Genomic DNA, 25,167 nt, shown 5'->3' on the forward strand with positions numbered 1-25,167 from the left:
ACGCTGAGACCGCATCTGGCGGCCGAGACGGTGGTTATTTACCGCTGTCTCGGCCGCCAGTTGCTGTTTCACGGTCGAGGGAGGCGGCGGGGACGGGGCCGGCGGATGCCGCGGGGAAGCGGGCGGCGAGCCAGGTGAGCAGGTCGCCTCGCACGTCGGCCTGCGCCACCTCGTTGAAGATCTCGTGCCGGGCCTCGGGGTAGACCAGGGTGGTCACGTCCGTGAAGCCGCAACGGCGCCGGTAGGCATCGGCCAGGCGGTGCACGCTGCGCGGCCCGCCGACCGTGTCGTCCCGCCCGACCTGCAGCAGCACGGGCATATCGACGCCGAGCCCGCGCCGCGGCCGGCCGAACAGCCGCAGCCCGTCGATCACTCCGAACAGCTTCGCCAGGGGAACGGTCGTCGTCAGCGGATCGTCGATGAAGGCCTGGCAGACGGCGGCATCCGACGACAGCCACTCGGTACCCAGCGCACCGGGCGAGTGCCACGGCGCGTTGAGGTTGCCGGCGTTCAGCGATCCCGGCCAGCGCAGCGCTGACCCCGACAGCACGACCGCGTCATACGCTTCGGGGTGCTCATCGACGAGCATCTGCGCCAGGAACGACCCCCAGGAATGCCCCAGCAGCACCAGCGGCAGCGCGGGATTGTCCTCGTGGATGATCTGGGTCAACTGCCACACGGCCGCCTGCGCGGCCCGCAGCCCGCCTTTGCCGAGCCGCCCGAGCTTGCTGACATCGCCGTTGTGCTGGCGGATGCCGGTGCGCCCGTGCCCGCGGTGATCGTCGGCATAGACGATGTAGCCGGCGTCGGTCAGAGCCGCGATCAGGGCGCCGTAACGGCCGGCATGCTCGCCGACGCCGTGCAGCAGTTGCACGGCGGCGCGGGGTTCGGTGCGGGCGGGGTGTACGTCGTACACGATCGCGATGCCGTGTGCGTCGATGAACTCGGGCATGCCGATGATTCTAGGGTCGCCTCACGCACACGGAAGGCCCCGCACGAAGCGGGGCCTTCGGTGTGCGACGAGCCTCAGCGGCGGCAGGCCGCCGCGGGGTAGGCCACCTCGTACGTCGAGGTGTAGCTGACGCCGCCTGAGACCGTGGATGCCGTGACGGTCGCGGTGCCGGCCGGGATCGACCGCTCACCGGTGTTGTGCAGCTCGGTGACGACGCCCAGGCGCTTGAGGGTCTTGTGCTTCTCGGCATCGAGCACCGAGATGTGCACGTCGACCTTCTGCGGTCCTGCGTTCAGCGCGAACACGCCGACGAAGACCTTGTTCCCCACGCAGTGCGCATAGGCGCGGGTCACCAGCGGCACCGCCTGGCCCTTCTTGACCACTGCGGTGGCCGAGGGGTCGGACGGGTCCGATGCGCCGGCGGCGCTGACCGCGACGACGGTCGCCGTCCACTTGCCCGGTGCGACGCGCGTGAACAGGGCGCTGCGGGCATCGGCTGCCACCTCCTGCACGAGCGGCTCGCCCCGCTCCGGGGTGAGGGTGACGACGTAGCCGGTGATGTCGTGCGTGCCGGGTTCAGCGGGTGCCTCCCACGTCACGGTGACGCCGTCGGTGCCGACTGCGATACCCGGGGCTGCGACCGGCTGCGGGGCTGCCCGCAGCGGTACCCCGGCGAAGTCCATGCCGGAGGCGAGGTGGAACCCGGTGTAGGCCGGCTGGTTGTACGCCGTCTGCTGCCGCGCGATCTCGGCCCGGTACTGCGGGTCGTGCATGAGCGTGTACAGCTTGTGGCCGGTCACCTCGGTGGACACGAACAGCCGCAGCGCGCTGGAGTCTGCGGTGCGCACCAACAGCTCTTCCCGCCAGTCGCCGAGGACGTCGGCGACCAGTGACGGGTTGCCCTTGGTGCCGTTGTTGGTGCGGGTGTCGGATGCCGTCACGAGGGTGCCGCGCGTCCAGTCGTCGATCGTCGGGGTGACCGCCTCGGCGCCGTTGACGATCTGAGTGGTGAGATCCCCTGCCCACCGGATCGACATGTTGGTGCCGGGGTTGGTGGATGCCAGCACGTCGCCGGTCGCCGACAGCAAGCCGGAGGCATCCGTCCCCGCCGGCATGCTCGACCAGACCTCCATGCCGGGGACGTCGGTGCGGACGTCGCCGATCAGGCCGCGGCCGGTGTCGCGGCCCGAGTAGGCGCCGAAGATGACCTCGCCGGTGGCGGCGTCGCGCAACGCGGTGCCGTAGGGAGCCCACGCGCCGCCCTCGTGGACGGTGAAGATCTCGAGCCCCGGGCGCGCCGGGTCGATGTCGGTGACGTGCATGGCGTCGCCGTGACCGAGGCGGGTGTTCTCACCGGGGGCGCCGCTTCCTTCGGGCATGACATCGAACGACGAGTACAGCAGCGATCCGTCGTCGTCGAGGGTCGCCGAGCCGTACACGACCTCCTGCTTGCCGTCGCCGTCGACATCGGCGGCGCTGAGGCTGTGGAAGCCCTGCGTCGTGATGGTGCCGTACTGCGGGTCGGTGCCGTCGCGGCCGTGCGGGCCGTCGTTGAACGGGTTCGTCATCGGCACGTGGCCGCTGTCGACGAACCATCGCTGCGTGAGCGCGGTGCCGTTCCAGTCGTAGGTGGCGATCGTGGAGCGGGTGTAGTAGCCGCGGGCGAACACCGCCGACGGCCGTTCGCCGTCGAGGTAGGCCACGCCGGAGAGGAACCGGTCGACGCGGTTGCCCGGTTCGATGCGGCTCATCGCGTAGTCGCCCCACAGCAGGCCGTCGTCGCCGCGGCCGGGCTGGTAGGGGACCGTCTGAAGTTCCGCTCCGGTGGCGCCGTCGAACACGGTGAGGTACTCGGGGCCGTCCAGGATGAAGCCTTCGAACGCGCGCAGCACGTTGCGGGCCGACCTGCCCGGCGCGTAGACATCGATGAAGTAGTCGACCAGTTTTTCGGCGGACTCCCGCGACAACGGGTACTCGTGGGTCACCTCGGTGCCGAAGGCCTGCTCGAGGGTGGCCGGCCACTGGCCGGAGATGACCTCTTCGCGCTCGGACCAGCCGAGGAACAGCTCGACGAGGTGCTCCTCGTAGTCGGCGGCGCTCATGCGGTAGTCGTCGTCGTGCGAGTAGCCCGCTGCGACGTCTTCGGCCGGCATCGTGACGTAGGCCTCGTTCGTGACCGAACCGTCAGCGGCGTAGCCGATCGACCTCGTCCCCGGCGCGGTCTTGAGGATCGTCTCCGACCGTCCGTCGCCGTCGAAGTCGTAGACGAGGAACTGCGTGTAGTGCGCACCGGCGCGGATGTTGGCGCCCAACTCGATGCGGTTCAGCAGCGTGCCGTCCAGCTCGTAGGTGTCGATGAACACCGGTCCGGTGTAGCCGACCTGCGAGACGTCCTTGGCGTTGGACGGGTCCCACTTGACGACGTACTCGTAGGCCCCGTCACCGTCCACGTCGCCCACCGACACGTCGTTCGCGGCGTATGTGTAGGCCTCCCCTGCGGGTGTGACGCCGTCAGCGGGTCGGGTCAGCGGGATGTCGAGGTGTCCCTGGGCCAGTGGCGCGGTGGCCGGGCTCGGCTCGCCCTCGCGGCCGGCGAGCACCGGGGCGACCTGGTAGGTCGCGGCGGCGGATCCCGCAGCGTCCAGGAAGTTGGTGCTGTCGGTGACGGTGGCGATCTTCGCACCGTCCCGATAGACGACGAAGTCGGTGCCGACCAGGCCGGAGTCACCGGCGCCGTAGGCCTCGCCCTGCAGCAGGCGCCAGCTGACGAACACCCCCGACGCGGTGCTCACGGCAACGACGCCGCGGTCGAGCCTCTCCAGTTGCGGGGATGAGGTGCCGGGGCCGGAGGTGGGGACGGATGCCGCGGCATCCGCCCCGGTGGCACTGGCGGCGTGGACCGGAAGCACCAGCGCAGCGGCCGTGACGGCGGCAGCGATGGTCATCCGGGTGGACGAACGGGTCCATGGGACAGGGGTTCTCATGCGGTTCACCTTTGAATCGGATTTGCTTGGAATGCGCTTTCCCCAGTCGCAGGTCGAGCCTAGAGGTCTGCACACCGCCGGGTCAACGCCCATCGGACCCCATTTTGCTTAGCAACACTAATGAGCTACGCTAAGGACCTGTATGAGTTCGCCACACGCCTCCCCCTCCCCCTCGCCGGACCTCTCGACCTCGGCCTCCGACCTGCGCATGGCCACGTTCCGCCTGGCCCGGCGCCTGCGCGCCCAGCGCGCGGTGGATGCCATGAGCGACGGCCAGTTCGCCGTGCTCGCCGCGCTCACCACGCACGGCGACCACACCCTCGGCGAACTCGCCGACCGGGAACGGGTCTCCGCGCCGTCGATGAACCGCACCGTGAACTGCCTCGAGGAGTCGGGCTACATCGTGCGCACCCCCGACGAGCAGGACCGCCGCAAGGTGAACATCTCGCTGACCGAGACCGGACGGGCCGTCGTCGAGGAGACCACCCGCCGCCGCGACTCATGGCTCGAGCAGGCGTTCGCCTCGCTGACCGACGCCGAGCGCGCCGTGCTCGCGCAGGCCGCCGACATCATGCGGGAGGTGGCGTCGCGATGAGCGCCATGTTCCGCTCCTTCTCCGTGTTCAACTACCGCGTCTGGTTCATCGGCGCGCTCGTCTCCAACGTCGGCGCCTGGATGCAGGCGACGGCACTGAGCTGGGTCGTGCTGACCGAACTGACCAACAACGATGCCGGCGCGATGGGCGTCACGATGGCGCTGCAGTTCGCCCCGCCGCTGCTGCTGGTCGGGGTCACCGGCTGGGTGGCCGACCGGTTCGACCGGCGGCGGCTGCTCATGATCACGCAGAGTTCGCTCCTGGTGATCGGCGTGATCATCGGTTCGCTGCTACTGGCAGGCGTCATGACGCTGCCGCTGATGTACGCCTTCGCGCTGCTGCTGGGCGTCGTGGCCGCCTTCGACAACCCCAGCCGTCAGGCGTTCGTATCCGACCTGGTCACCCGGGAGAACGCCTCCAACGCGGTCGCGCTCAACGCGGCATCCTTCAACGGGGCCCGCATGATCGGTCCGGCCGTCGCCGGTGTCCTGATCGTGGTGGTCGGCACCGGCTGGGTGTTCTTCGTCAACGCCGTCACCTTCATCGCGATGATCGTGGCGCTGCTGCTGATCCGCACCGGTGAGCTGATCCCCCGCGTGCACGCCTCCGGGGCGTCGCGGCTTGCCGACGGCATCCGCTACGTCGGCAAGCGCCCCGACCTCATGGTCGCGTTCGCGATGGTGTTCCTGCTCGGCGCGTTCGGCATGAACTTCCCGATCTTCGCCTCGACGATGGCGCTGGAGTTCGGGCAGGAAGCCGATGGCTACGGCCTGCTCAGCTCGATCCTCGCTGTCGGCTCGCTCATCGGCGCGCTGCTGGCCGCCCGCCGCGACCGCGCCCGCATCCGCGTCGTCATCGGCGGCACCGCGCTGTTCGCCGTCGCGGCGACCGTGTCGGCGTTCATGCCGAACTACTGGCTGTACGCCCTGACGCTCATGCTCACCGGGTTCGCGGTCGTGACGACCCTGACCACCGCGAACGGCTACGTGCAGACCACCACCGACCCCGCGTTGCGCGGTCGGGTGCTGGCGCTGTACATGGCGATCCTGATGGGCGGCACGCCCATCGGCGCCCCCATCGTCGGCTGGGTGGCTGCGGAATTCGGCCCGCGCAACGCCATCCTGCTGGGAGCCGTGGCGGCCTTCGCGGCGTTCCTGATCGGTGCGATCTGGCTGCTCGCGTCCGGGCGGGTCACCCGCACCGAGTCGCGCCGGTTCCACCTCACGCTCGGCGAGACCCGGCCGCTGTCGGTCGTTTCCCCGGAGTCGTTCTCCGACGAGATCGCCGCGACCACGCCGATCCGCCTGCCCGACGACGAGGCGGCGCCGCGCGTGCGCAAGCGCGCGGGCTGAGGCTGAGGCTGCGGGCAGCGCGCGCGGCATCCGCGTCAGCGCGGCTCGCGCACCCCGACACGCACCAGGTGGTCGTTGACGAAGCGCCCATCGGGGTCGAGCCGCTCGAACACCGCACGCGCATCGGCCAGGCGCGGGTGCACGCGCTGCATCGCGGCGCGGTCGAACCGGTGCGCCTTGCCCCAGTGCGGGCGGGCGTGAAACGGCGCGAGGGCCGCCTCGATGGGCGGCAGCATCGCCGCGACGCCGTCGGGATGGTTGTGCCAGGTGAAGTGGATGATCGCGACATCGCGGCGGTAGGCCGGGCTGAGCCACAGCTCATCGGCGGCGGCCGTGCGAAGCTCGGTGACGATGAGGTGCGGACGGATGCCGTCGCCCAGCTGCCGCACCGCGGTCAGCGCCGCCGCGGCATCCGCCCGGTCGACGAAGTACTCGCTCTGGATCTCGTCGCCGAACGACGGCTCGGCGTCGAGGCGGAAGTGCGGCAACCGCTGCAGCCAAGGGCCGGGGACACCGGCGAGCTCGGTGACGTTGTCCGCCTCGCTCAGCGGTGACTCGCCGCCGGTGGCTCGCACGCCGTCGAGCAGGGTGTCAGGGACGGGGTCGTCGTCGGCATCCAACCGCGTCTTCACCCACGCGTAACCGATCGAGCCCGGCTCCCACAGGGAGAACAGCGACACGCTGTAGCCGGCGGAGGTGAGCTCGTCGTACCCGGCGAGCGCGGCGTCCCACGTGATGCCGGTGTAGATGTCCTGCCGCACCCGGAACGTCGGCTGCACATCGAGGGTCAGCGACACCAGGATGCCGAACGCGCCCAGCCCCACCGCGAGGGCGGGGAAGTCGGGGTCGCCGCGGCGCACCTCGTGCAGGTCGCCGTCGGCGCCGACGTAGCGCAGCGCCCGCACCGCCGCCGACAGCACGCCGTTGCGGTCGCCCGACCCGTGGGTGCCGGTGGCGGTGGCCCCGCCGACGTTGATGTGCGGGAGCGACCCGAGGTTGCCCAGGGCCCAGCCGCGCTCCTCGAGCCACAGCGCGAGTTCGCCGTAGCGGGTGCCGGCGCCGACGGTGACGGCGCGGTCCTCGACGTCGAGGTGGAACGCCGGGTCGATGCCGGTGACATCGATGAGCGTGCCGTCGGTGTCGGGGAGGTCGGTGAAGGAGTGCCGCGTGCCCAGCGCATGCACGCGGCCGCCGGCGGCGACGAGGCGCCGCACGTCATCGATGGTCCCGGCGGCCTCGATCCGCGGCGCGCGGTAGGTGTAGGTCCCTGCCCAGTTGCGTGGCATCCTCGCCCCTTCTCCCCCGCGTTTTCGCGGTCCCCACAACCTACCCGCCGAGTGAGTATTCGTGCCGCCGAGTGAGTATTCGCGGTCGCGAGTGAGTATTCGCGGTGAATACTCACTCGACGCGACGAATACTCACTCGGCAGCGGGGTCAGAGGACGGCGGCGAGCGACTCCAGCGCGGCGACGGGATCGCCCAGCGGCGCGAACACCGAACTGTGCACGCCGGCGGCTGCCAGCTCGTCGATGCGCGCCCGCACCTGCGCGGGCGTGCCCGCCAGCGCCAGCTGCGCGACCCACTCGTCGGGAAGCGCCTGCGCGAACTCCTCGCGCGACGCGCTGCGAGCCCGGAGGGCATGGAACTCCGCCGCGAACGTCAGCGGGTCGATGTGCGGCGCCCAGTCCGGCTCCCCGATCCACGCCAGCGCGGGCCGGGCCGCGGCGAGCGCGGCAGCGGCATCCGCGTCGACGGACCCGACGTTGTACGCGACGAGCCGATGACCGGATGCCACACCGATTCGTTCCACCGCGGCGCGGGCGTACTCCGGGGTCACCGGCTCCGCCAGCACCGTGCCATCGGCGATGCGCCCCGACAGCGCGAGCGAACGCGGCCCGCGCACCCCCAGCAGCAGCGGCGGCGGGTCGGCCGGGACACTGGAGGCGTCCAGGCGCACACCGCCGGCGATCACGTCGCCGCGCAGCAGCGTGCGCAGCGTCGTCACATGCGTGTCGAGGGTGCGCAGCGGCGGGTCGGTCCACGCCCCGACGGACCGCATCCACTCCGGCATCCCGTGCCCGATGCCGGCGTGCAGCCGGCCGGGAAAGAGCTGCGCGAGGGTGGCCAGCTCCATCGCGCCGAACGCCGCGTTGCGGGCACCGGCGGGCAGGATGCCCAGCCCCACCCGGATGCGCTCGGTCCACGCCAACACGGCGCCGGCCTGCGCGATGCCGCCGCGGAACCCGAGATCCTCCACGACCCAGAGCTCATCGAACCCGAGGGCTTCTGCCCGAAGCGCGAACTCGCGCACGCGCGCCGGAGCGATGTTGCGGGGCAGCATGACCCCGATGTCGGGGCGGGTCACCTCCCGTCCCGGGCGTCCTGCGCGTCCTGCGCGGCCAGCGGCGTGGGGGCGGCGCCCAGCCCGTCCAGCGCGACCCAGAGCGCGTCGGGCACCGTCACCGCGTGGAGGGCGAGCAACTGTTCCAGCCGCGGGATGGACGCGATCCCCACGATCGTGGAGTCCACCAGCGGCGAGCGCAGCGAGAAGTGCAGCGCGGCCGCGGCCAGCGGCACGCCGTGGTCGGCACACACCTCCTCGGCGCGGGCGATCCAGGCGACCAGCTCCGGCGGCGCATCGACGTAACCGTAGGTCGCGCGGGAATTCGCGCCCTTGGCGAGGATGCCGGCCCCGAACGGTGCCGCGTTGAACACGCCCATGCCCCGGCGACGCGCCTCGGTGAACAGCGCCTCGGCGCTGCGGTCGACGAGGGTGTAGCGATTGTGGGAGAGGACGACGTCGAACAGCCCGGTTTCGAGGTACTCGGTCATGAGCGGGATGGGACCGGCGGCGATGCCGATCGCATCGACGGCGCCGGAGTCGCGCAGTTCGCGCAGCGCGTCCACCGCGCCTCCGGGTGCGGTGGCCTCGGCGAACGTGACGCTGTACGGATCGTGGAAGTGCAGGATCTCGACCCGGTCCAGCCCCAGCCGGGCCAGGCTCTCTTCGTAGGAGCGCAGCACCCGGTCGCGGCCGAACGCGCCGGTCACAGGATCGCGATCGACCTTGGTCGCGATGCGGGCGGTCGCGCGAGACCCCACCGCCGCCAGCCCCAGCCCCAGCCCCAGCACCGTCTCGGAGCGGCCGTCGCCGTAGTTGTTGGAGGTGTCGATGAGCGGGATGGGGCCGGTCAGGAACGCCGCCGCGACCCTGACAGCCTCGGCCTCTTCGGGCGAGCCGGGCAGGCTCTGCTTGCCGAGCGCAGAGGTGCCGAGGGTGAGTTCGCCCACCGTCAGTCCCGTCGCGCCGAGATCGGTGTGTCGCATGGTGCACTGCCTTCCCTGATGGTGCTCGTCGAGCCGCCGGCTCACGCGCTCTCGGTGGAGTCGCGCACCACCAGCTCGGGCTGGAAGCGCACGTTGCGCTCGTGGTCCGCTGTCGGATCGGCCAGCTCCGCCAGCAGCAGATCCACCGCGGTGTAGCCGATGAGGCTGGCCGGCTGACGGATGGAACTCAGCGGCACGACGGTGGATGCCGCGAAGTCGATGTCGTCGTAGCCGATGAGCGCGATGTCGTCGGGGATGCGCACGCCCGACATGATCGACAGCGCCTGGATCGCACCGACGGCCAGCAGGTCGTTCGCCGCGAAGATCGCGTCGGGCCTCGCGGTCATGCCGCGCTCGAGAACGGCAAGCCCTGCCTCCCGGCCGTGCAGCACGGTGAGGGCCGGCATCTCCACGACCTCCAGCGTCGCGCCGGCGACGGCCTCCACGGCTCGCCGCGCGCCCTGGAGGCGATCGGCGACCTGGCGCAGCGCCTGCGGCCCGCCCAGGAACATCAGGCGCCGCCGGCCACCGGCGAGCAGGTGGGATGCCGCGAGAAACCCGCCTTCGACGTCGTCGACCGACACCGAGCAGAACCCCGAATCGGGCATCTCGCGGTCGACGAGGATCACCGGCGTACCGGCATCCCGCAGCCGCGTCAGCCGCCCGATGTCGTCGGTGGTCGGGGTGATCAGCACGCCGTTGACCCGCTGCTCGAGGAAGAGGTCGAGATATCGCGCCTCGCGCGGAGCGTCCTCGTCGGCGTTGCCCAGCAGCACCGCCATGTCCGCTTCGTCGGCGCGCGCCTCGGCGCCGCGGGCGACATCGGCGAAGAACGGGTTGCCCGCATCCAGGACGACCAGGCCGATACTGCGACTGCGTCCGACCCGCAGCTGGCGGGCCGCGTCGTTGCGAACGAAGCCGAGCTGCTCGATGGCCCGCTGCACGCGTTCGACGGTGGCGGGCGCGACCTTCTCCGGCCGGTTCAGCACGTTGGAGACCGTGCCGACAGAGACCGTGGCCGCCGCAGCGACGTCCCTGATACTGACGACCATCCGCGTCCCCTCGTCCGTCGCCCAGGTTATCGAGTGCGGCGACGCGCTGGGGCAAACGCTATCCGATTGCGCGGAGGTACAGGGATGAGTTACCCTTTTTGAAACGATTCACTCCCGGGAACAGGAACCTCAATGACGAGACAGCCACAGCGCGTCTGCTTCCAGCTGCAGATCGAGCCTGAACTGCTCGACGAGTACATCCGCCGCCACAGCCCCGTCTGGCCGGAGATGCTGGCAGAGATCGCCGCCTCCGGCCGGCGCAACTACTCGCTGTTCCTGGGCGACGGCGGCCGCCTGATCGGTTACTACGAGACCGACAACGACGACGCCGCTCAGGCCTACCTCGCCGCCTCCCCCGTCGCCGCGCGCTGGGAGGCCGAGATGTCCCGGTTCTTCGTGGGCCTGCAGGGCCGGCCGGACCAGGCATCCACTCCGCTGACCGAGATCTTCAACCTCCACGATCAACTGGCCGCATCCGTCGCGACCACCGACACGACAGAGAGCACCCGATGAGCATCCTCACCCCCGACATCCAGGCCGCCCTGGCCCAGCAGGGCATCGAACTGCCCTCGTGGGCGTTCGGCAACTCCGGTACCCGGTTCCGCGTGTGGACCACCGAAGGAACCCCGCGCGACCCGTTCGAGAAGATCGCCGACGCCGCCGAGGTCAACCGCGTCACCGGTCTTGCCCCCTCGGTGGCACTGCACATCCCGTGGGACAAGGTCTCGGACTACAGCGTGCTGCGTCGCCACGCCGAGGACCTGGGCGTGAAGCTCGGCACGATCAACTCCAACACGTTCCAGGACGAGGACTATAAGTTCGGCGCCCTCACGCACGAGAACGAGGCCATCCGCCGCAAGGCGATCGACCACCACATCGAGTGCGTCGACGTGATGGATGCCACCGGCTCCCGCGACCTGAAGATCTGGCTCGCCGAGGGGTCGAACTACCCCGGCCAGACCGACATGCGCTCCCGTCAGGACCGCCTGCAGGACTCGCTGCAGCAGATCTACGCCCGCCTGGCCGGCGAGCAGCGGCTCGTGCTGGAGTACAAGTTCTTCGAGCCGTCGTTCTACCACACCGATGTTCCCGACTGGGGAACGTCCTACGTGCAGGTCGCCGCCCTCGGCGAGCGCGCCATGGTGTGCCTGGACACCGGCCACCACGCGCCCGGCACCAACATCGAGTTCATCGTGATGCAGCTGCTGCGCCTGGGCAAGCTCGGCTCGTTCGACTTCAACTCGCGCTTCTACGCCGACGACGACCTCATCGTGGGCGCCGCCGACCCGTTCCAGCTGTTCCGGATCCTGTTCGAGGTCATCCGCGGCGGCGGCCTGAACAACCCCGACGTGGCGTTCATGCTCGACCAGTGCCACAACATCGAGGCGAAGATCCCCGGTCAGATCCGCTCCGTGCTCAATGTGCAGGAGATGACCGCTCGCGCACTGCTGGTCGACCACAACGCGCTCGCCGCGGCGCAGACGGCGAACGACGTGCTCGGCGCGCAGGCGGTGTTCATGGATGCCTTCTACACCGACGTGCGTCCCGCACTGGCCGAATGGCGCGAGTCGCGCGGGCTTCCCGCCGATCCGATGGCCGCGTATGCCGCCTCCGGATACCAGGAGAAGATCGAGGCCGAGCGCGTCGGCGGGACCCAGGCCGGCTGGGGAGCCTGACCCGATGACGGAGCCGTTCGCCGCCGCCGACGACCGCACGCTGGACGGTCCGCACGGCCCGTTCGGCGTGCGCGTCTACGCCCCCGCGGAGCCCGCCCGCGTGGGCCTGGTCTGGGCCCACGGCGGCGGATTCGCCGGCGGCGACCTCGACATGCCCGAGGCGGACTGGGTCGCCCGGCAGCTGGCCGACCGCGGCATCGCGGTGGTCTCGGTCGACTACGCCCTCGCCCCGGTGCCGGCCGGATGGACGATGCCCCCGGCGGGCAACACGCGCGAGCGCCTGCGCTACCCGGTCGCCTCCGAGGAGGTCGGCTTCGCGTTCACCTGGGCCGTCGGTTCGGGCCTCGTCGCCGGGCCCTGGGCGCTGGGTGGGGCGAGCGCCGGCGCCAACCTCGCCACCGGCGCCGCGCTGCGCCTCGTGCACGAGGGCGGCCCGGTTCCTGCGCTGGTGGCGCTCGCGTACCCCACGCTCCACGCGGTGCAGGATGCTCCGGATGCCGACCTGCGGGCGCTGCTGGACGCCGACCCCGACGCCGATCGGTTCGGTCCCGACGTCGTCCGCCGCATGTACGAGAACTACCTGGGTGGGTCGCTGGACGCCGCCGACGTCTACGCGGTCCCCGGCGCCGCGGCAGCCGCACAGCTGGCGGGGTTCCCGTCCGTGCTCATGATCAACGGCGAGGCGGACGAGCTGCGCATGTCGGGCGAGGCGTTCGCGCGCTCGCTCTCGGCAGCCGGCGTCCCCATCGAGGCCGTGACCGAACGCGGCACCCAGCACGGCCACCTCAACCGGCCCGACGAGGCCGCAGCATCCGCCTCGATCAAGCGCATCGCCGCCCGACTTTCTGCACTTTCTCCCGCCACCGAAGGAACTCCCTCATGACCAACCCCGCAGCAGCCGAACTGATCGCCCGCAGCAACCGCCTGGGCGCGAACCCGAAGAACACCAACTACGCCGGCGGCAACACGTCCGCGAAGGGCACCGACACCGACCCCGTGACGGGGGAGCCGGTCGAGCTGCTGTGGGTCAAGGGCTCCGGCGGCGACCTCGGCACCCTGACCGAGGCAGGCCTGGCCGTGCTGCGCCTTGATCGCATGCGGGCGCTCGTGAACGTGTACCCCGGCGTCGAGCGCGAAGACGAAATGGTCGCCGCGTTCGACTACTGCCTGCACGGCAAGGGCGGCGCCGCCCCCTCGATCGACACCGCGATGCACGGACTGGTGGATGCCGCGCACGTGGATCACCTGCACCCCGACAGCGGCATCGCGATCGCGACCGCCGCCGACGGCGAGGAGCTGACCGCCACCATCTTCGGCGACAAGGTCGTGTGGGTGCCCTGGCGCCGCCCCGGCTTCCAACTGGGTCTGGACATCGCCGAGATCAAGGCGCAGAACCCGCAGGCCATCGGCTGCATCCTCGGCGGCCACGGCATCACCGCGTGGGGCGAGACCTCCGAGGAGTCCGAGCGCAACTCGCTGTGGATCATCGAGACGGCGGCGATCTACATCGCCGAACACGGCAAGGCCGACCCGTTCGGCGGCATCCGCGCCGGCTTCGACGCCCTCCCCGAGGCCGAGCGTCACGCCCGTGCCGCAGCGCTGGCCCCGACGATCCGCGGCATCGCCTCGACCGACAAGCCGATGGTGGGCCACTACACCGACAGCGCCGCCGTGCTGGACTTCCTCGCCGCCGAGAAGGCGCCGTACCTGGCCGGGCTCGGCACCAGCTGCCCCGACCATTTCCTGCGCACCAAGGTCAAGCCGCTCATCCTCGACCTGCCGGCCACGGCGACCGTGGACGAGCAGCTGGCGCGCCTGCAGGAACTGCACGCCGAATACCGCGCCGATTACCGGGCGTACTACGACGCGCACGCCGACGCGGACTCCCCCGCGATCCGCGGCGCCGACCCGCTCATCGTGCTGGTGCCGGGCGTGGGCATGTTCAGCTACGGCGCGAACAAGCAGACCGCTCGGGTGGCCGGTGAGTTCTACGTCAACGCCATCAACGTCATGCGCGGCGCCGAGTCGCTGTCGACCTACAGCCCCATTTCGGATGCCGAGAAGTTCCGCATCGAGTACTGGGCGCTGGAAGAGGCCAAGCTGCAGCGCATGCCCAAGCCCAAGACCCACCAGGGGCGCATCGCGTTCGTGACCGGCGCGGCCTCCGGCATCGGCAAGGCCATCGCCACCCGCCTGGCCGCCGAGGGTGCCTGCGTCGTCGTGGCCGACCTCGACCTCGAGAAGGCGCAGGCCGCCGCCGCCGAGCTCGGCTGTACCGACGTGGCGATCGGCGTCGCGGCGAACGTGGCGGATGCCGCGGGCGTGCAGGCCGCGATCGACGCGACCGTGCTCGCCTTCGGCGGCATCGACCTCGTCGTCAACAACGCCGGGCTGTCGCTGTCCAAGCCGCTGCTGGAGACCACCGAGAAGGACTGGGACCTGCAGCACGACGTCATGGCGAAGGGCTCGTTCCTCGTCGCCAAGGCCGCCGCGAAGGCGCTCATCGCGCAGAAGATGGGCGGCGACGTCATCTACATCTCCTCGAAGAACAGCGTCTTCGCCGGCCCCAACAACATCGCGTACTCGGCGACCAAGGCCGACCAGGCCCACCAGGTGCGCCTGCTGGCGGTGGAACTGGGCGAGCACGGCATCCGGGTCAACGGCATCAACCCCGACGGCGTCGTGCGAGGCTCCGGCATCTTCGCCGCCGGCTGGGGCGCCAACCGCGCCGCGACGTACGGCGTGAAGGAAGAGGACCTCGGCCAGTACTACGCCAACCGCACCATCCTCAAGCGCGAGGTCGTCCCCGAGAACGTCGCCGACGCGGTGTACGTGCTCACCGGACCGGAGCTGACCCGCACCACGGGCCTGCACATCCCGGTGGACTCCGGCGTCGCCGCCGCTTTCCTGCGATGAGCGGGTCGGGCTCGATGGGGTCCGGCGCCGTTGCGGCGGTCGACCTCGGCGCCACCAGCGGGCGGGTCATCGTCGGCCACGTCGGGCCCGACACGCTGGAGGCCACCACGGTCGGCCGGTTCCCCAACGACCCGGTTGTGACCGTCGATGGGCTGCACTGGAACCTGCTCGGGCTGTACGGCGCCGCGCTGACCGGTCTTCGGGAGGCGTTCCGGCAGGCGCCGGACATCGCGAGCATCGGCGTGGACTCGTGGGCGGTCGACTACGGACTGCTGCGGGCCGGCCGGCTGCTGGGTTCGCCCTTCCACTACCGCGACACCCGCACCGAGCGGGGCGTCGCGGCGGTGCACGAGCGGATGCCGCATGCTGAGTTGTACCGGCGCAACGGGCTGCAGTTCCTGCCGTTCAACACGCTGTACCAGCTGGCGGCGGAGCCGGCGGCGCTCTTGGACTTCGCCGACACCGCGCTGCTGGTGCCCGACCTGATCGGGTACTGGCTCACCGGCCAGGCCCGTGCCGAGTCGACCAACGCCTCGACCACGGGGCTGCTGCGCGGTGGCGGCAGCGGCTGGGATGACGAGCTGATCGCTGCGCTGGGCCTTCCCCGCGGCATCCTGCCGGAGCTCATCGCTCCGGGCGAGCGCCTCGGGGCGCTGCTGCCGGAGGTGGCGGCATCGCTCGGCGCCGCGTCGGTGGGCGTGACGGCGGTCGGCTCCCACGACACCGCTTCGGCGGTCGTGGCGGTGCCGATGCGGGCGGAGTCGGCGGCCTACATCTCCTGCGGGACGTGGGGCCTGGTCGGCGTGGAAGTGGAGAGCCCCGTGCTCACGGCGGAGGCGCTCGATGCGAACTTCACCAACGAGGGCGGCGTGGACGGCCGCGTGCGGCTGCTGCACAACGTGATGGGCCTGTGGGTGCTGAGCGAGGCGGTGCGCGGCTGGGAGCGGGAAGGGCACCGCATCGACCTGCCGACGCTGCTGGATTCGGCGGCCGACGTGGATGCGGCATCCGTGCCGGTGTTCGACGTCGACGACCCGCGGTTCATGCCGCCGGGCGACATGCCCGCGCGCATCGACGCGTGGTGCGCGGAGCACGGTGTCGCTGCTCCCCGCTCGCGCGCCGAGTACACCCGGTCGATCGTGGAGTCGCTGGCGCAGGCGTTCGCCGACACGGCCCGGCTCGCCGGGCGCATCGGCGGCGTGGACGTGCAGACGATCCACATCGTCGGCGGCGGGTCCCTGAACCGGCTGCTGTGCCAGCGCACCGCCGACCGCGCCGGGCTCGAGGTGCTGGCCGGTCCCGTCGAGGCGACCGCGCTGGGGAACCTCCTGGTGCAGGCGCGCGCCGCCGGCCTGGTGTCGGGGTCCCTCGAGTCGCTGCGCGATCTCGTGGCCCGCACCCACGCCCCGACGCGCTACACCCCGCGCCCCTGACCCCCGCTGCCGAGTGAGTATTCCTGCCCTCGAGTGAGTATTCGCGCCCTCGAGTGAGTACGTGAATACTCACTCGGCCGCAGCAATACTCACTCGGCAGCAGCAATACTCACTCGCCAGTGGCGTGGCGTTGCCGGCCGCCTGGCGCTGTGATGATCACGCGTCGACGCCGGGCGCCTCACCCTTCATCGCGGCGGGCGAGACGTGCACCAGTGTTTGACGGCGGGCCGTCGCCACCACCACGCCGCACTGATTGCGGGCCGTGTGGTGGAACTGCACGATCCCCTGACCCGGGCGGGAGATCGATCTCCGCTTGGACTCGATCAAGGTCTCGGCGTAAAGCGTGTCGCCCTGCCGGACCGGGGCGGGGAAGGAAATGTCAGAGAAGCCCAGATTCGCGACGATCGTTCCCGCTGTCAGCTGTGACACCGACAGGCCCACCATCGTGGACAGGGTGAACATGCTGTTGACCAGGCGCTCGCCGAACTCAGTGCCCGCTGACCACGCTGCATCCAGGTGCAGCGCCTGGGTGTTCATGGTCAGCGTCGTGAAAAGGACATTGTCCGCCTCACTGACAGTTCGACCGGGGCGATGCTCGTAGACGACGCCTTCCTCCATCTCGTCGAAGTAAAGTCCGCGCTGCACGATCCGGGTCTGGCTCATTGCGTCCTCCTCGTGATCGGGGCGATCTAACCCTCACCCTCGGGGGCTTTATCTGTGTAATCTATTAGACCATGAGCGACAACGCGGTCAGCCCTATAGACGCACCTAGTTTCCGGACCGTGCTCGGTCATTTCCCCACCGGCGTGTGCGTCGTGACCGCCATCGACGCCGCCGGAACACCGGTCGGGATGGCGGTCGGATCCTTCACCTCGGTCTCGCTCGACCCCCCACTCGTGGCATTCCTGCCAGATCGTTCCTCCACGACCTTCCCCCGCATCCGTGACGCAGTGTCCTTCTGCGTCAACGTGCTGGCAGCCGATCAAGAGCCCGTCTGCCGCACATTCGCCTCCCGAGGCGCTGATAAATTCGCCACGGTCAGCTGGCGGCCCGCCCCATCGGGAGCACCGATCCTCGACGGCGTCGTGGCGTGGATCGACTGCGTCCCCGATACGCTCCACGAAGCGGGAGACCATTACATCTGCATCGGGCGGGTGACCGATCTCGCTGTGGAGAACCCCACGCTTCCCTTGTTGTTCTTCCAGGGTGGATATGGCGCATTCTCCCTGGGGTCGCTCGTGGTCGGTGCACGGCCCGGCCTCACCGAGCACCTCGTGCGCGCCGACCGGGCCCGTGACGAGATGGAGCGACTGGCCGATCGCACGGGGGTCGAGGTGCTCGCTCTCGCACCATCAGGTGACACCTTCGTCCTTGTCGCCTCGGCGTCGCCCGACGGCACTGCCTCGCCACACCGCATCGGCATGACGATGCCGCTGGCTCCGCCGGCCGGCCGCGTCTTCGTCGCGTGGGAGGGCCGGGAGCGGATCGAGCAGTGGTTCGCACGCAGCGTCGAGCCTCTCACCGAGCAGGACCGCATGTCCCTGGATCAGGAGCTGGCGGCCGTACGGGAGAGCGGGTGGACACCCGCGTTCTCCTCCGAGCGCCTTGACGATCTGTGGCAGACGATCGGCCGCATCGGGCAGGTGGGCCAGACCCCCTCGCTAGTGCGGCACGTCACTGAGGCGATCACTCACCTCGAGCGCCACAGCACGCCCGACGATGTCACCGAGGACACCGCCGGAAGCGTGCAAGCCGTCATGGCCCCTGTCTTCGGCCCCGACGGTGATGTCGTCCTCAAGTTGTCGCTGACGGGCATTCCGCGCGGGGCGACGCTGGAGCGCATCCACGAACTGCGCGACGAGCTGCTGGCGGCCTGCGCCCGCGTCACCGAGGCGCTCAACGGTCGGCCTCCGCGCGGCCCCGCGCCTGCGCGCTGATCCAGCCGGACTGCAGCGCGGCGGTGAGGACCGTCTGCGAAGTAATGCACGTGCCCTGCTCCGCCGACATGCCGTGACCCCAGATGGCACCGACATGGCGATCGCGCGGGGACGGGGCCTGCCGCCCCGTCCCCACCGTCGCCGTCGCCGTCGCCGCGGACCTTTCCGCTCAGGGCAGGTCGCGGATGGTTCCCCCGTCGACCGCGATGGCGACCCCGGTGGTCCAGCTCGACGCTTCTGAGCACAGGAACACGACGGTGCGGGCGACCTCTGCCGGCTCCCCCGTGCGCCCCATCGCGATCGGCTGCAGCTGCAGCATCCGCTTCTCGACATCCTCTGCGGAGACGCCCATGTGCTCGGCCGCCGAAGCGTAGCCCGAAATGACACTCTCGCTGCGCGTGAGCCCCGGCATGACGCAATTGGCCGTAATCCCGTACTTGGCGTATGACCGCGACATCGCCCGGGTGGCGTGCATGAGGGCGGCTTTGGCTGCCCCGTACGACGCGAAACGCGGGTCGGGGTCCCGCCCTGCGGTGGACCCGATGGTGATGATGCGCCCCCAGCCGGCCGCTTGCATCGTGGGCGCGCAGGCCATCGACAGCCGGACCGCGCTGAGCGTGTTCACGCGGTATGCCTCCGACCACGAGTCGTCGGAGAAGGCGCGCAGATGCTCCCCGGTCGAGAGTCCGGCGGCGTTGATCACGCCGTCGATGTGGCCGAACGCTTCGAGTGCGGCATCGCGGATCCGCTCGCTCGATGCCTCCTCCGACACATCGGCGGCGACGGTGAGGACCTGCCCGCCGGCCTGCCGCAGCGTCGTCGCGAAGGCCTCCAGCCGCTCTTCACTGCGGGCGACCGCGACGACGCGAGCCCCCTCCTGTACGAGGATCTCCGCGCTGGCGCGGCCGATCCCGGCGCTCGCGCCCGTGACGATCACGACGCGCTGGTCGAGTCCGAGGTCCATGTCATCTCTCCAATGCGAGGTCGAGGGCGTCGGTGGTGACGCCCTCCTTCTTGAGTTCGTTCTTCTGCACCTTCATCGTGGGAGTGCGCGGCATGTCGGCGACCACGCGCACAAAGCGCGGCACGGCGTAGCGGGGCAGGTTCGCGGCGACGTCAGCGATGATGCGGCGGGGGTCGTGCTCAGCGGAATCAAGCAACAACGCCGCCATGACCTCCTCCTCGCCGTCGACCTCCACACCATAGACGGCTGCCTCGACGACTCGGGCGTCCGAGACGAGGACGCTCTCGACCTCCCACGCGGAGATGTTCTCTCCGCGCCGGCGCAGCGAATCCTTGGCGCGCTCGGCGAAGAAAAGATCACCGTCGGCGGTCATGTATCCCCGGTCTCCCGTGTCGAACCAGAGATCACGCGTGGCCGCCACCGTCGCGCGATCGTTGCCGTAGTAACCACGCGTGAAGACGTCGGCGATGCGGGGACGCAGCTGAATGTCACCGGGCTCGCCCACCGCGGCGGCCCGGCCGTGGTCCGCCAGGATGCGCACGTCGAAGAAAGCGCTCGCCCGCCCGGCCGATCCCGCGGGACACCCGGCCCCCGGGAGGTTCACCGTGGCCATCGGCGCCTCCGTGAGCCCGTAGACCTCGACAAGTTCGACGCCGAATCGCTCCCGCAGCGCACGACGATCGCTCTCAGCCGCGCCGGCCCCCCAGCCGATGCGCACGGAATGCGCGCCGGCACCGTCGGGATCCCGGTCAGCACCTGCCAGGATCATCGTCAGCACCGAGCCGAGGTAGTTGAAGGCCGTGATCCCGCGCTCCCGGCACAGGCGCCAGAATCCGCTACTGCTGAACCGGCTCTCCAAGTCGATCGCAGCACCGGCGGCGATCGCGGCAAGCACCCCGGTGTAGCGGGCGTTCTGGTGATACAGCGGGAAGAAGTTCAGCAGACGGTCGCCGGGACCGTAGCCGCATACCTCAGCGACGTACTGCGCGAGCAGGATGCAGCCCCGCTGATTGTGCACAACACCCTTCGAGGGCCCCGTCGTCCCCGAGGTGTAAAGCACGACCTCGCCACCCACCCCGTCGAAGGCGTCGAGGTCGGGCGGGTCGAGATAGAGCGAGTCAAGCCGGGTGATGCCGGCACCGGCGGCGCCGTCGATCACGATCGTGAGCGGTCGGCTCGCCTGCGCGGCGACGCGCTCGAGCTCGGCGGCGTAGCGCGCGTCGCACACGATGATCGATACGTCACTGTCCTCGACGAGGTGCAACAGCAGCGAACCGCGGTAATTGCAGTTGAACGGTGCATCCACAGCGCCCAGCAGGGATAGCGCGAACCACACGTCGATGGCCCGGTGCGAGGTGTCCATAAGCAGGCCCACGCGGCTGCCGGCGCCCACTCCCAGTCCCGCCAGTCCCGCCGCCAGCGCCCGTGCATCCTGCAGCAGGCGGGAGTATGTGCGACCTGCTCCGTCGACGCGGATCATCTCCTCGTCCGCGTAGTGGTGTGCCTGCGCCGACAGGAACCGCGCCATCGCCGTCACTGCTCTCGCCTCTCGGTGTGTGAGTGGGTACGGATGCGGAGCACTACTTCGAGCGGGCGGAGAACGCCGCGAGTCGCGCTCTCGCATCGTCGCCGAGCATCGTCTCGTAGGCGTCCTCCATGGACGACAGCGGCCGCGTCTCGTTGAGGATCTTCTTGTACAGCCGGATCGCCTCCAGGGACGCCTTGCCGAGTTCGGCGAGGACCTCCTGCACCGCGTCCTCGAGGCCACCGGCGGGCACCAGCTTGGTCACCAGACCGGCGCGAAACGCGTCCTCCGCCGAGAAGGTCGTCCCCGAGTACAGCCAGTAGCGCAGCCACGCCGGCGGCACCCGGTCGCGCAAGAGACGAGGCATGTGTCCGTCAACGACACCCACGCGCGACTCGGGCATCGCGAACTTCGATCCCTCAGTGGCGATCACGATGTCGCTGACCAGGGCGAGCGTCAGGCCGCCACCCATGCATAGCCCGTCGACCGCTGCGATCGTGGGCTTGGGCAGGCTGCGGATGGCCTCGAAGGGCACGCTCTCGTCGTACCCGAAGACATCGATGCCGTCCTCGTCCTCAAGTGCGGCGAGCATCTCCTTCAGGTCCCCGCCCACCGCGAAGGAGCCCTGCGTGCCTTCCAGCACGACCGCGCGCACGTCGGCGTCGCGGTATGCGCGGCGGTATGCATCGCGGACCTGGGCGTACATTCGCTTATTCAGCGCGTTCTTCGCCTCCGGACGGTTGATCACGACGCGCATGACGCCGTCGGTGACGGTGCTCGAGACCTTCTCTTCGGTCACAGAGTCCTCCTTCGTCGGGGGCCTGGCGGCCCCGGTGTGGCTACGTGGGAATCGCTCAGGCCACGCTCTTGACGCGCGGCGCGACCTCGGTGTGGAGCAGCTGGAGGCTGTAGTTCCAGGGGGCCGGGTCGTCGATGAAGTCGTGCCCGAAGATGAGCGTCGTCCCCCATCCGCCACTGTCGTCCATCAGGTTGTTGAGCTTGGCTACGACGGTGTCGGGGCTGCCCACGATCATGCTCTCGCGCACGAGCTCGATCAGGTCGCTCTTGTCATCCCACAGCGGCTTCACGCCGATGCGGGCAGCGCGACGCTGCTCGTTCGGGATGAGGTGCTCGCGCCAGGCATGACCGATCGGGCCTTCGACGACGAGCCGCTCGGCTTCGGCATCCGTGTCCGCGACGAAGATCTCGCGGCCGACATGGTGCGAGGCGCGACTGAGAGTCGACACATCGATTCCGCCGTCACGCGCGCCCTGAAGATAGGTCTCCCAGTGGTTGCGCACCAACTCGGGGCTACCACCGAAGGAAAGGGGGATGAAGCCTTGGTTGCCGGCGTAGGCGATCGACGTCGAGTTGGGGCTGGCACCGGCCATCGCGATGGTCATCTTGCCGCCGTACGGGCGCAGGTCGCGCAAATGATGCCCGCCGTGCTCGCTCCCGGGGAGCTGCGAGGTCCAGTACTTCCCCTCGAACTTAACCGGGCCGCCGGCCCAGATCTGCCGCATGAGCGCAAGGGACTCGATCGACATGTCGAGGTTCTCGGCCTGCGACGTGAACCCGTGGAACTTGGCATCCACCGGGTTGACACCCGTGGCCACGCCCAAGATGTAGCGCCCCTGCGTGATGTGGCTCATCCATGAAGTCTGCGACGCCAGGTGGGCCGGGTGCTGGTAGGGCAGGAGGTGTGCGCCGGGCGCCAGGATGATGCGCTCGGTCTCCCGCGCCGCAGCCGCGAGCACGAGCTCAGGGTTGGGAATGGCCTCCCATCCGAGAGTGAAGTGCTGACCGACCCAGAACTCCTCGAGCCCGGCCTGCTCGGCTGCGACGGCTTGGTCGACCGCCCAGTCGAAGACCTCGCGCGGCGAGCGCTCGGGTCGGGTGAACGGGGTTTGGAAGAGGCCGAACTTCACGTGCTGTTCCCTTCAGGAGGCGACACTGCCGCGGAATGGCACCCAAGGCGACCAATCCGAAATGAATACTTACATATATTGACATGATTGCCAAATCAGTCAAGTGTTATGTGTAATGCTTTGGATCCTATGGGCGGTGCTCGCGCACCCTCCGTCGCAGAGATAAGAAGGAGCGCCCGGTGCCACCCTCGAGGACCATCGAACAGCTGCGCGCCGACGTGCGCGAATGGTGCCGGGCCTCGATCCCGGCGGATTGGCGGCAGACCGAGGCCAACGCGTCTCGGGACCAGTTCGTGGCGTTCCAGAACGACTGGCTTCGTCGACTGAACGAGGCTGGATGGTCCACGCCGCATTGGCCCACCGAATGGGGAGGCGGCTACAGCCTCGCCGAGCAGGGCGTCATCTTCGAGGAGCTCGCCCGCGCCGAGGCACCCAGGCTAGTACTGCATTTCATCTCGCTCCATCACGCGGCATCCACGCTGCTGCACGCCGGCACCGAGGAGCAACGCGCGCGCCATCTGCCCGCGATCCGCAACGGCGAGGTGTGGTGCCAGGGTTTTTCCGAACCCGGAGCGGGGTCCGACCTCGCCGCGTTGGCCACCAAGGCCGTGCGGGACGGCGACCACTACGTCGTCAATGGACAGAAGATCTGGGCGAGTCTTGCCATGTACGCCGACTGGTGCCTCCTGCTGGTGCGCACGGATCCCGATGCGCCCAAGCGCCGCGGCATCTCCTACATGCTCATGGACATGCGGTCCCCGGGCGTCGAGGTACGGCCCATCAAGAAGGCCACTGGCGAGGAGCACTTCTGCGAGATCTTCCTGACCGACGTGCGCATCCCGGTGGCCAACCTCATCGGACCGGAGAATGACGGCTGGCGGGTGGCGCAATCCACACTCAACTCCGAACGCGGTGCCACGATGGTGGAACTCAGCGAGCGCCTCAAGGTCGGGTTCTCGTGGCTATGGGACGAACTGCATGATCCCGGGCGCGATCCCGGCCTGCTCGGCGCTCAGGACGCGTACGTTGCCGACGAGCTCGCCGGGTACGCCACGAGCCTGGAGGCGCTGCGCCTCCTCGTGGCAAGAGGACTCGCCGACGACATCATCCCCCAGAACGCCGGCGTGCTGGCCTCCGTCACCAAGCTCGTGTACAGCGAGCTGCTGCAGGACATGACCGGTTTCGGGGCTTCCCTCGCGGGGCTCGACGGCCAGCTGCGCACGCCCCGCGTCGCCAGCGGCGGATGGGAGTCCGGAGTGTGGCTCCTCGACCACATCTCCTCGTGGGAGTGGACCATTCCCGGCGGCACCAGCGAGATTCAGCGCACGATCATCGGGGAGCGCGGCCTGGGCCTGCCCCGGGAACCGAGGTGAGACCATGACCACGATCTTGGGCATCGATGAGGAGCTCTCCGCGCTGAGGGGGATGGTGTGGGACCTCCTCGCGCAGCGCTTTCCCGCCGCGCACGTGCATCGCATCGTCGACGGCGGCACCGCGCAGGATGCCGAGCTGGACGCGGCACTGGCTGAGCTCGGCATGTTCGGGGTAGACGTCCCGGAAGACCTCGGTGGCGGCGGCGGCACCTTCACGCACCTGCGGCAGGTGGCGGAGGGCTGCGGCTGGGCCGCCGGCACAACCCGGCTCCTCGGGACGGCGGCGGCCACCGGCATCCTCACAGACTCCGACGCGCCGGCCGCGAGAGCGTTGATCGAGGACATCGCCGGCGGGTCAGCATCCGCCGCCGTTGCCACGCCCGGCGTCTTCTCGAGCGCAGCGGGCGAGGGCATCCGCGCGCGGCGGGACGGCGCAGACATCGTGCTGGATGGCCGCGCCTCTCACGTGCTCGACCTGCCGGGTGCGCAGGTCGTGATCGTGCGCGCGGTCGATTCCGACGAACAGCCCCTGTTCGCGGTCGTCCCGGCCGATCAGTCGGGCGTCCACGTCGAGCGCCAGGAGGTGCTGGACCTCACGCGCAGCATCGGGCGTCTCACGCTGAGTGGCGTACGCGTCGGAACGGACGCCGTTGTCGTGGACGGAGGCGCCGCGCACGACACCACGGAGGCGCTCATCCAGCGGATGTCCCTTCTGGTGGCCGCCGACGCACTCGGCGTATCCAGCCGTGTGCTCGAACTCACGACCGCGTACGCCACCCAGCGCGAGCAGTTCGACCGGGCGATCGGGTCCTTCCAGGCGGTCAAGCACCAGGCCGCCGACATGCTGGTGCGGACGGAGATGGCGCGAGCGCTCGTCGACGAGGCATCCACCGCGGTGGATGAGCGGAGAGCCGATGCGCCTCGACTGGCCTCGATGGCCAAAGACCTCGCCTGCGCCGGTGCCGCGTGGGTGGCAGGTCGCGGCATCCAGCTCCACGGCGGGATCGGCTACACGTGGGAGCACGAGATGCACGTCTATTTCAAGCGCGCGAAGCTCGCCGAGCACCTCTTCGGCGACCGCCGGTGGCACCGCCGCCGCATCACCGACGAGATTCGCGCGATGCACCACTGACGGCGCGACACCCCGGTGCGCG

At 69.9% G+C, this 25,167-nt stretch carries 21 protein-coding genes; 10 read left to right on the top strand and 11 right to left on the bottom strand.

Annotated elements, in window-relative coordinates; genetic code table 11:
• Positions 1–34: 34 nt before the first annotated feature.
• Both QNO11_RS14325 and QNO11_RS14335 read right to left on the bottom strand, forming a co-directional pair.
• Complete coding sequence (locus tag QNO11_RS14325; protein WP_257507594.1) at positions 35–952, bottom strand: alpha/beta fold hydrolase; 918 nt, start codon at positions 950–952, stop codon at positions 35–37.
• A 74-nt stretch (positions 953–1,026) separates the two neighbouring features.
• Entirely contained in the window at positions 1,027–3,936 is a 2,910-nt protein-coding gene (locus tag QNO11_RS14335) for a rhamnogalacturonan lyase family protein (RefSeq protein WP_306817077.1), read from the bottom strand.
• Between the two features lie 142 nt (positions 3,937–4,078).
• Between QNO11_RS14335 and QNO11_RS14340 the strand changes: the two genes are divergently transcribed.
• A complete protein-coding gene (locus QNO11_RS14340) occupies positions 4,079–4,531 on the top strand; it encodes a MarR family winged helix-turn-helix transcriptional regulator (RefSeq protein WP_257507593.1) in 453 nt (150 codons plus the stop codon).
• Positions 4,532–4,536: 5 nt separating this feature from the next.
• Positions 4,537–5,883 carry an MFS transporter gene (locus tag QNO11_RS14345; RefSeq protein WP_374113784.1) on the top strand — a complete coding sequence of 449 codons (1,347 nt, stop codon included), beginning with the start codon at positions 4,537–4,539 and terminating at the stop codon, positions 5,881–5,883.
• A 35-nt stretch (positions 5,884–5,918) separates the two neighbouring features.
• Here the strand turns inward: QNO11_RS14345 and QNO11_RS14350 are convergent, their stop codons facing one another.
• From QNO11_RS14350 to QNO11_RS14365, 4 genes are all read right to left on the bottom strand, one after another.
• Complete coding sequence (locus QNO11_RS14350) at positions 5,919–7,169, bottom strand: D-arabinono-1,4-lactone oxidase (RefSeq protein ID WP_257507591.1); 1,251 nt, start codon at positions 7,167–7,169, stop codon at positions 5,919–5,921.
• Positions 7,170–7,317: 148 nt separating this feature from the next.
• Positions 7,318–8,247 (bottom strand): LLM class flavin-dependent oxidoreductase, encoded by a 930-nt coding sequence (locus tag QNO11_RS14355; protein WP_257507590.1) that lies wholly within the window; start codon positions 8,245–8,247, stop codon positions 7,318–7,320.
• Positions 8,244–9,209: an aldo/keto reductase gene (locus QNO11_RS14360; protein ID WP_257507589.1), complete on the bottom strand. Its 966-nt coding sequence runs from the start codon at positions 9,207–9,209 to the stop codon at positions 8,244–8,246. The genes QNO11_RS14355 and QNO11_RS14360 overlap by 4 nt, the downstream gene beginning before the upstream one ends.
• A 41-nt stretch (positions 9,210–9,250) precedes the next feature.
• Complete coding sequence (locus QNO11_RS14365; protein ID WP_257507588.1) at positions 9,251–10,261, bottom strand: LacI family DNA-binding transcriptional regulator; 1,011 nt, start codon at positions 10,259–10,261, stop codon at positions 9,251–9,253.
• Between the two features lie 132 nt (positions 10,262–10,393).
• On the opposite strand from QNO11_RS14365, the gene QNO11_RS14370 reads away from it, so the two are divergent.
• Genes QNO11_RS14370 through QNO11_RS14390 form a run of 5 tightly spaced genes read left to right on the top strand, consistent with a single transcriptional unit; the run spans position 10,394 to position 16,286 of the window.
• The gene (locus QNO11_RS14370; RefSeq protein ID WP_257507587.1) at positions 10,394–10,774 is read left to right on the top strand and encodes an L-rhamnose mutarotase; all 381 of its coding nucleotides are present in this window, start codon (positions 10,394–10,396) and stop codon (positions 10,772–10,774) included.
• Positions 10,771–11,937: an L-rhamnose isomerase gene (gene rhaI, locus QNO11_RS14375; RefSeq protein ID WP_257507586.1), complete on the top strand. Its 1,167-nt coding sequence runs from the start codon at positions 10,771–10,773 to the stop codon at positions 11,935–11,937. The genes QNO11_RS14370 and rhaI overlap by 4 nt, the downstream gene beginning before the upstream one ends.
• 4 nt (positions 11,938–11,941) lie before the next feature.
• Entirely contained in the window at positions 11,942–12,820 is an 879-nt protein-coding gene (locus tag QNO11_RS14380) for an alpha/beta hydrolase fold domain-containing protein (RefSeq protein ID WP_257507585.1), read from the top strand.
• Positions 12,817–14,853, top strand: coding sequence for a bifunctional aldolase/short-chain dehydrogenase (locus tag QNO11_RS14385; protein ID WP_257507584.1), 2,037 nt, complete (start codon positions 12,817–12,819; stop codon positions 14,851–14,853). Before QNO11_RS14380 ends, QNO11_RS14385 begins: the two co-directional genes overlap by 4 nt.
• Entirely contained in the window at positions 14,850–16,286 is a 1,437-nt protein-coding gene (locus QNO11_RS14390) for a rhamnulokinase (RefSeq protein ID WP_257507583.1), read from the top strand. The genes QNO11_RS14385 and QNO11_RS14390 overlap by 4 nt, the downstream gene beginning before the upstream one ends.
• Positions 16,287–16,442: 156 nt before the next feature.
• Here QNO11_RS14390 and QNO11_RS14395 read toward each other — a convergent pair whose 3' ends face one another.
• Positions 16,443–16,949 (bottom strand): MaoC family dehydratase, encoded by a 507-nt coding sequence (locus tag QNO11_RS14395; RefSeq protein ID WP_257507582.1) that lies wholly within the window; start codon positions 16,947–16,949, stop codon positions 16,443–16,445.
• 71 nt (positions 16,950–17,020) lie between these two features.
• Here QNO11_RS14395 and QNO11_RS14400 point away from each other — a divergent pair, with 71 nt between their 5' ends.
• Positions 17,021–18,223 carry a flavin reductase gene (locus QNO11_RS14400; RefSeq protein WP_257507581.1) on the top strand — a complete coding sequence of 401 codons (1,203 nt, stop codon included), beginning with the start codon at positions 17,021–17,023 and terminating at the stop codon, positions 18,221–18,223.
• 169 nt (positions 18,224–18,392) lie between these two features.
• Here QNO11_RS14400 and QNO11_RS14405 read toward each other — a convergent pair whose 3' ends face one another.
• The 4 genes from QNO11_RS14405 to QNO11_RS14420 are packed head-to-tail and all read right to left on the bottom strand — an operon-like array spanning position 18,393 to position 22,640.
• Positions 18,393–19,187: an SDR family NAD(P)-dependent oxidoreductase gene (locus tag QNO11_RS14405; RefSeq protein WP_257507580.1), complete on the bottom strand. Its 795-nt coding sequence runs from the start codon at positions 19,185–19,187 to the stop codon at positions 18,393–18,395.
• Position 19,188: 1 nt separating this feature from the next.
• Complete coding sequence (locus tag QNO11_RS14410; protein ID WP_257507732.1) at positions 19,189–20,715, bottom strand: AMP-binding protein; 1,527 nt, start codon at positions 20,713–20,715, stop codon at positions 19,189–19,191.
• A gap of 52 nt (positions 20,716–20,767) precedes the next feature.
• Positions 20,768–21,511, bottom strand: a complete 744-nt coding sequence (locus tag QNO11_RS14415; RefSeq protein WP_257507579.1) for an enoyl-CoA hydratase/isomerase family protein — start codon at positions 21,509–21,511, stop codon at positions 20,768–20,770.
• A 55-nt stretch (positions 21,512–21,566) separates the two neighbouring features.
• Positions 21,567–22,640 (bottom strand): LLM class flavin-dependent oxidoreductase, encoded by a 1,074-nt coding sequence (locus QNO11_RS14420; protein WP_257507578.1) that lies wholly within the window; start codon positions 22,638–22,640, stop codon positions 21,567–21,569.
• A 179-nt stretch (positions 22,641–22,819) separates the two neighbouring features.
• On the opposite strand from QNO11_RS14420, the gene QNO11_RS14425 reads away from it, so the two are divergent.
• Positions 22,820–24,013, top strand: a complete 1,194-nt coding sequence (locus QNO11_RS14425; RefSeq protein ID WP_257507577.1) for an acyl-CoA dehydrogenase family protein — start codon at positions 22,820–22,822, stop codon at positions 24,011–24,013.
• Positions 24,014–24,017: 4 nt separating this feature from the next.
• Positions 24,018–25,145 (top strand): acyl-CoA dehydrogenase family protein, encoded by a 1,128-nt coding sequence (locus QNO11_RS14430; RefSeq protein ID WP_257507576.1) that lies wholly within the window; start codon positions 24,018–24,020, stop codon positions 25,143–25,145.
• The last annotated feature ends 22 nt before the right edge of the window (positions 25,146–25,167 follow it).

Origin of the sequence: Microbacterium sp. zg-B96, assembly GCF_030246865.1 — a bacterium.
Classification (GTDB): domain Bacteria; phylum Actinomycetota; class Actinomycetes; order Actinomycetales; family Microbacteriaceae; genus Microbacterium.

Coding starts and splice junctions, on each gene's coding strand:
- QNO11_RS14325 (WP_257507594.1), bottom strand. CDS start 952: ATGCCCGAGTTCATCGACGCACACGGCATCGCGATCGTGTACGACGTA.
- QNO11_RS14335 (WP_306817077.1), bottom strand. CDS start 3,936: ATGAGAACCCCTGTCCCATGGACCCGTTCGTCCACCCGGATGACCATC.
- QNO11_RS14340 (WP_257507593.1), top strand. CDS start 4,079: ATGAGTTCGCCACACGCCTCCCCCTCCCCCTCGCCGGACCTCTCGACC.
- QNO11_RS14345 (WP_374113784.1), top strand. CDS start 4,537: ATGTTCCGCTCCTTCTCCGTGTTCAACTACCGCGTCTGGTTCATCGGC.
- QNO11_RS14350 (WP_257507591.1), bottom strand. CDS start 7,169: ATGCCACGCAACTGGGCAGGGACCTACACCTACCGCGCGCCGCGGATC.
- QNO11_RS14360 (WP_257507589.1), bottom strand. CDS start 9,209: ATGCGACACACCGATCTCGGCGCGACGGGACTGACGGTGGGCGAACTC.
- QNO11_RS14365 (WP_257507588.1), bottom strand. CDS start 10,261: ATGGTCGTCAGTATCAGGGACGTCGCTGCGGCGGCCACGGTCTCTGTC.
- QNO11_RS14370 (WP_257507587.1), top strand. CDS start 10,394: ATGACGAGACAGCCACAGCGCGTCTGCTTCCAGCTGCAGATCGAGCCT.
- rhaI (WP_257507586.1), top strand. CDS start 10,771: ATGAGCATCCTCACCCCCGACATCCAGGCCGCCCTGGCCCAGCAGGGC.
- QNO11_RS14380 (WP_257507585.1), top strand. CDS start 11,942: ATGACGGAGCCGTTCGCCGCCGCCGACGACCGCACGCTGGACGGTCCG.
- QNO11_RS14385 (WP_257507584.1), top strand. CDS start 12,817: ATGACCAACCCCGCAGCAGCCGAACTGATCGCCCGCAGCAACCGCCTG.
- QNO11_RS14390 (WP_257507583.1), top strand. CDS start 14,850: ATGAGCGGGTCGGGCTCGATGGGGTCCGGCGCCGTTGCGGCGGTCGAC.
- QNO11_RS14395 (WP_257507582.1), bottom strand. CDS start 16,949: ATGAGCCAGACCCGGATCGTGCAGCGCGGACTTTACTTCGACGAGATG.
- QNO11_RS14400 (WP_257507581.1), top strand. CDS start 17,021: ATGAGCGACAACGCGGTCAGCCCTATAGACGCACCTAGTTTCCGGACC.
- QNO11_RS14405 (WP_257507580.1), bottom strand. CDS start 19,187: ATGGACCTCGGACTCGACCAGCGCGTCGTGATCGTCACGGGCGCGAGC.
- QNO11_RS14410 (WP_257507732.1), bottom strand. CDS start 20,715: ATGGCGCGGTTCCTGTCGGCGCAGGCACACCACTACGCGGACGAGGAG.
- QNO11_RS14430 (WP_257507576.1), top strand. CDS start 24,018: ATGACCACGATCTTGGGCATCGATGAGGAGCTCTCCGCGCTGAGGGGG.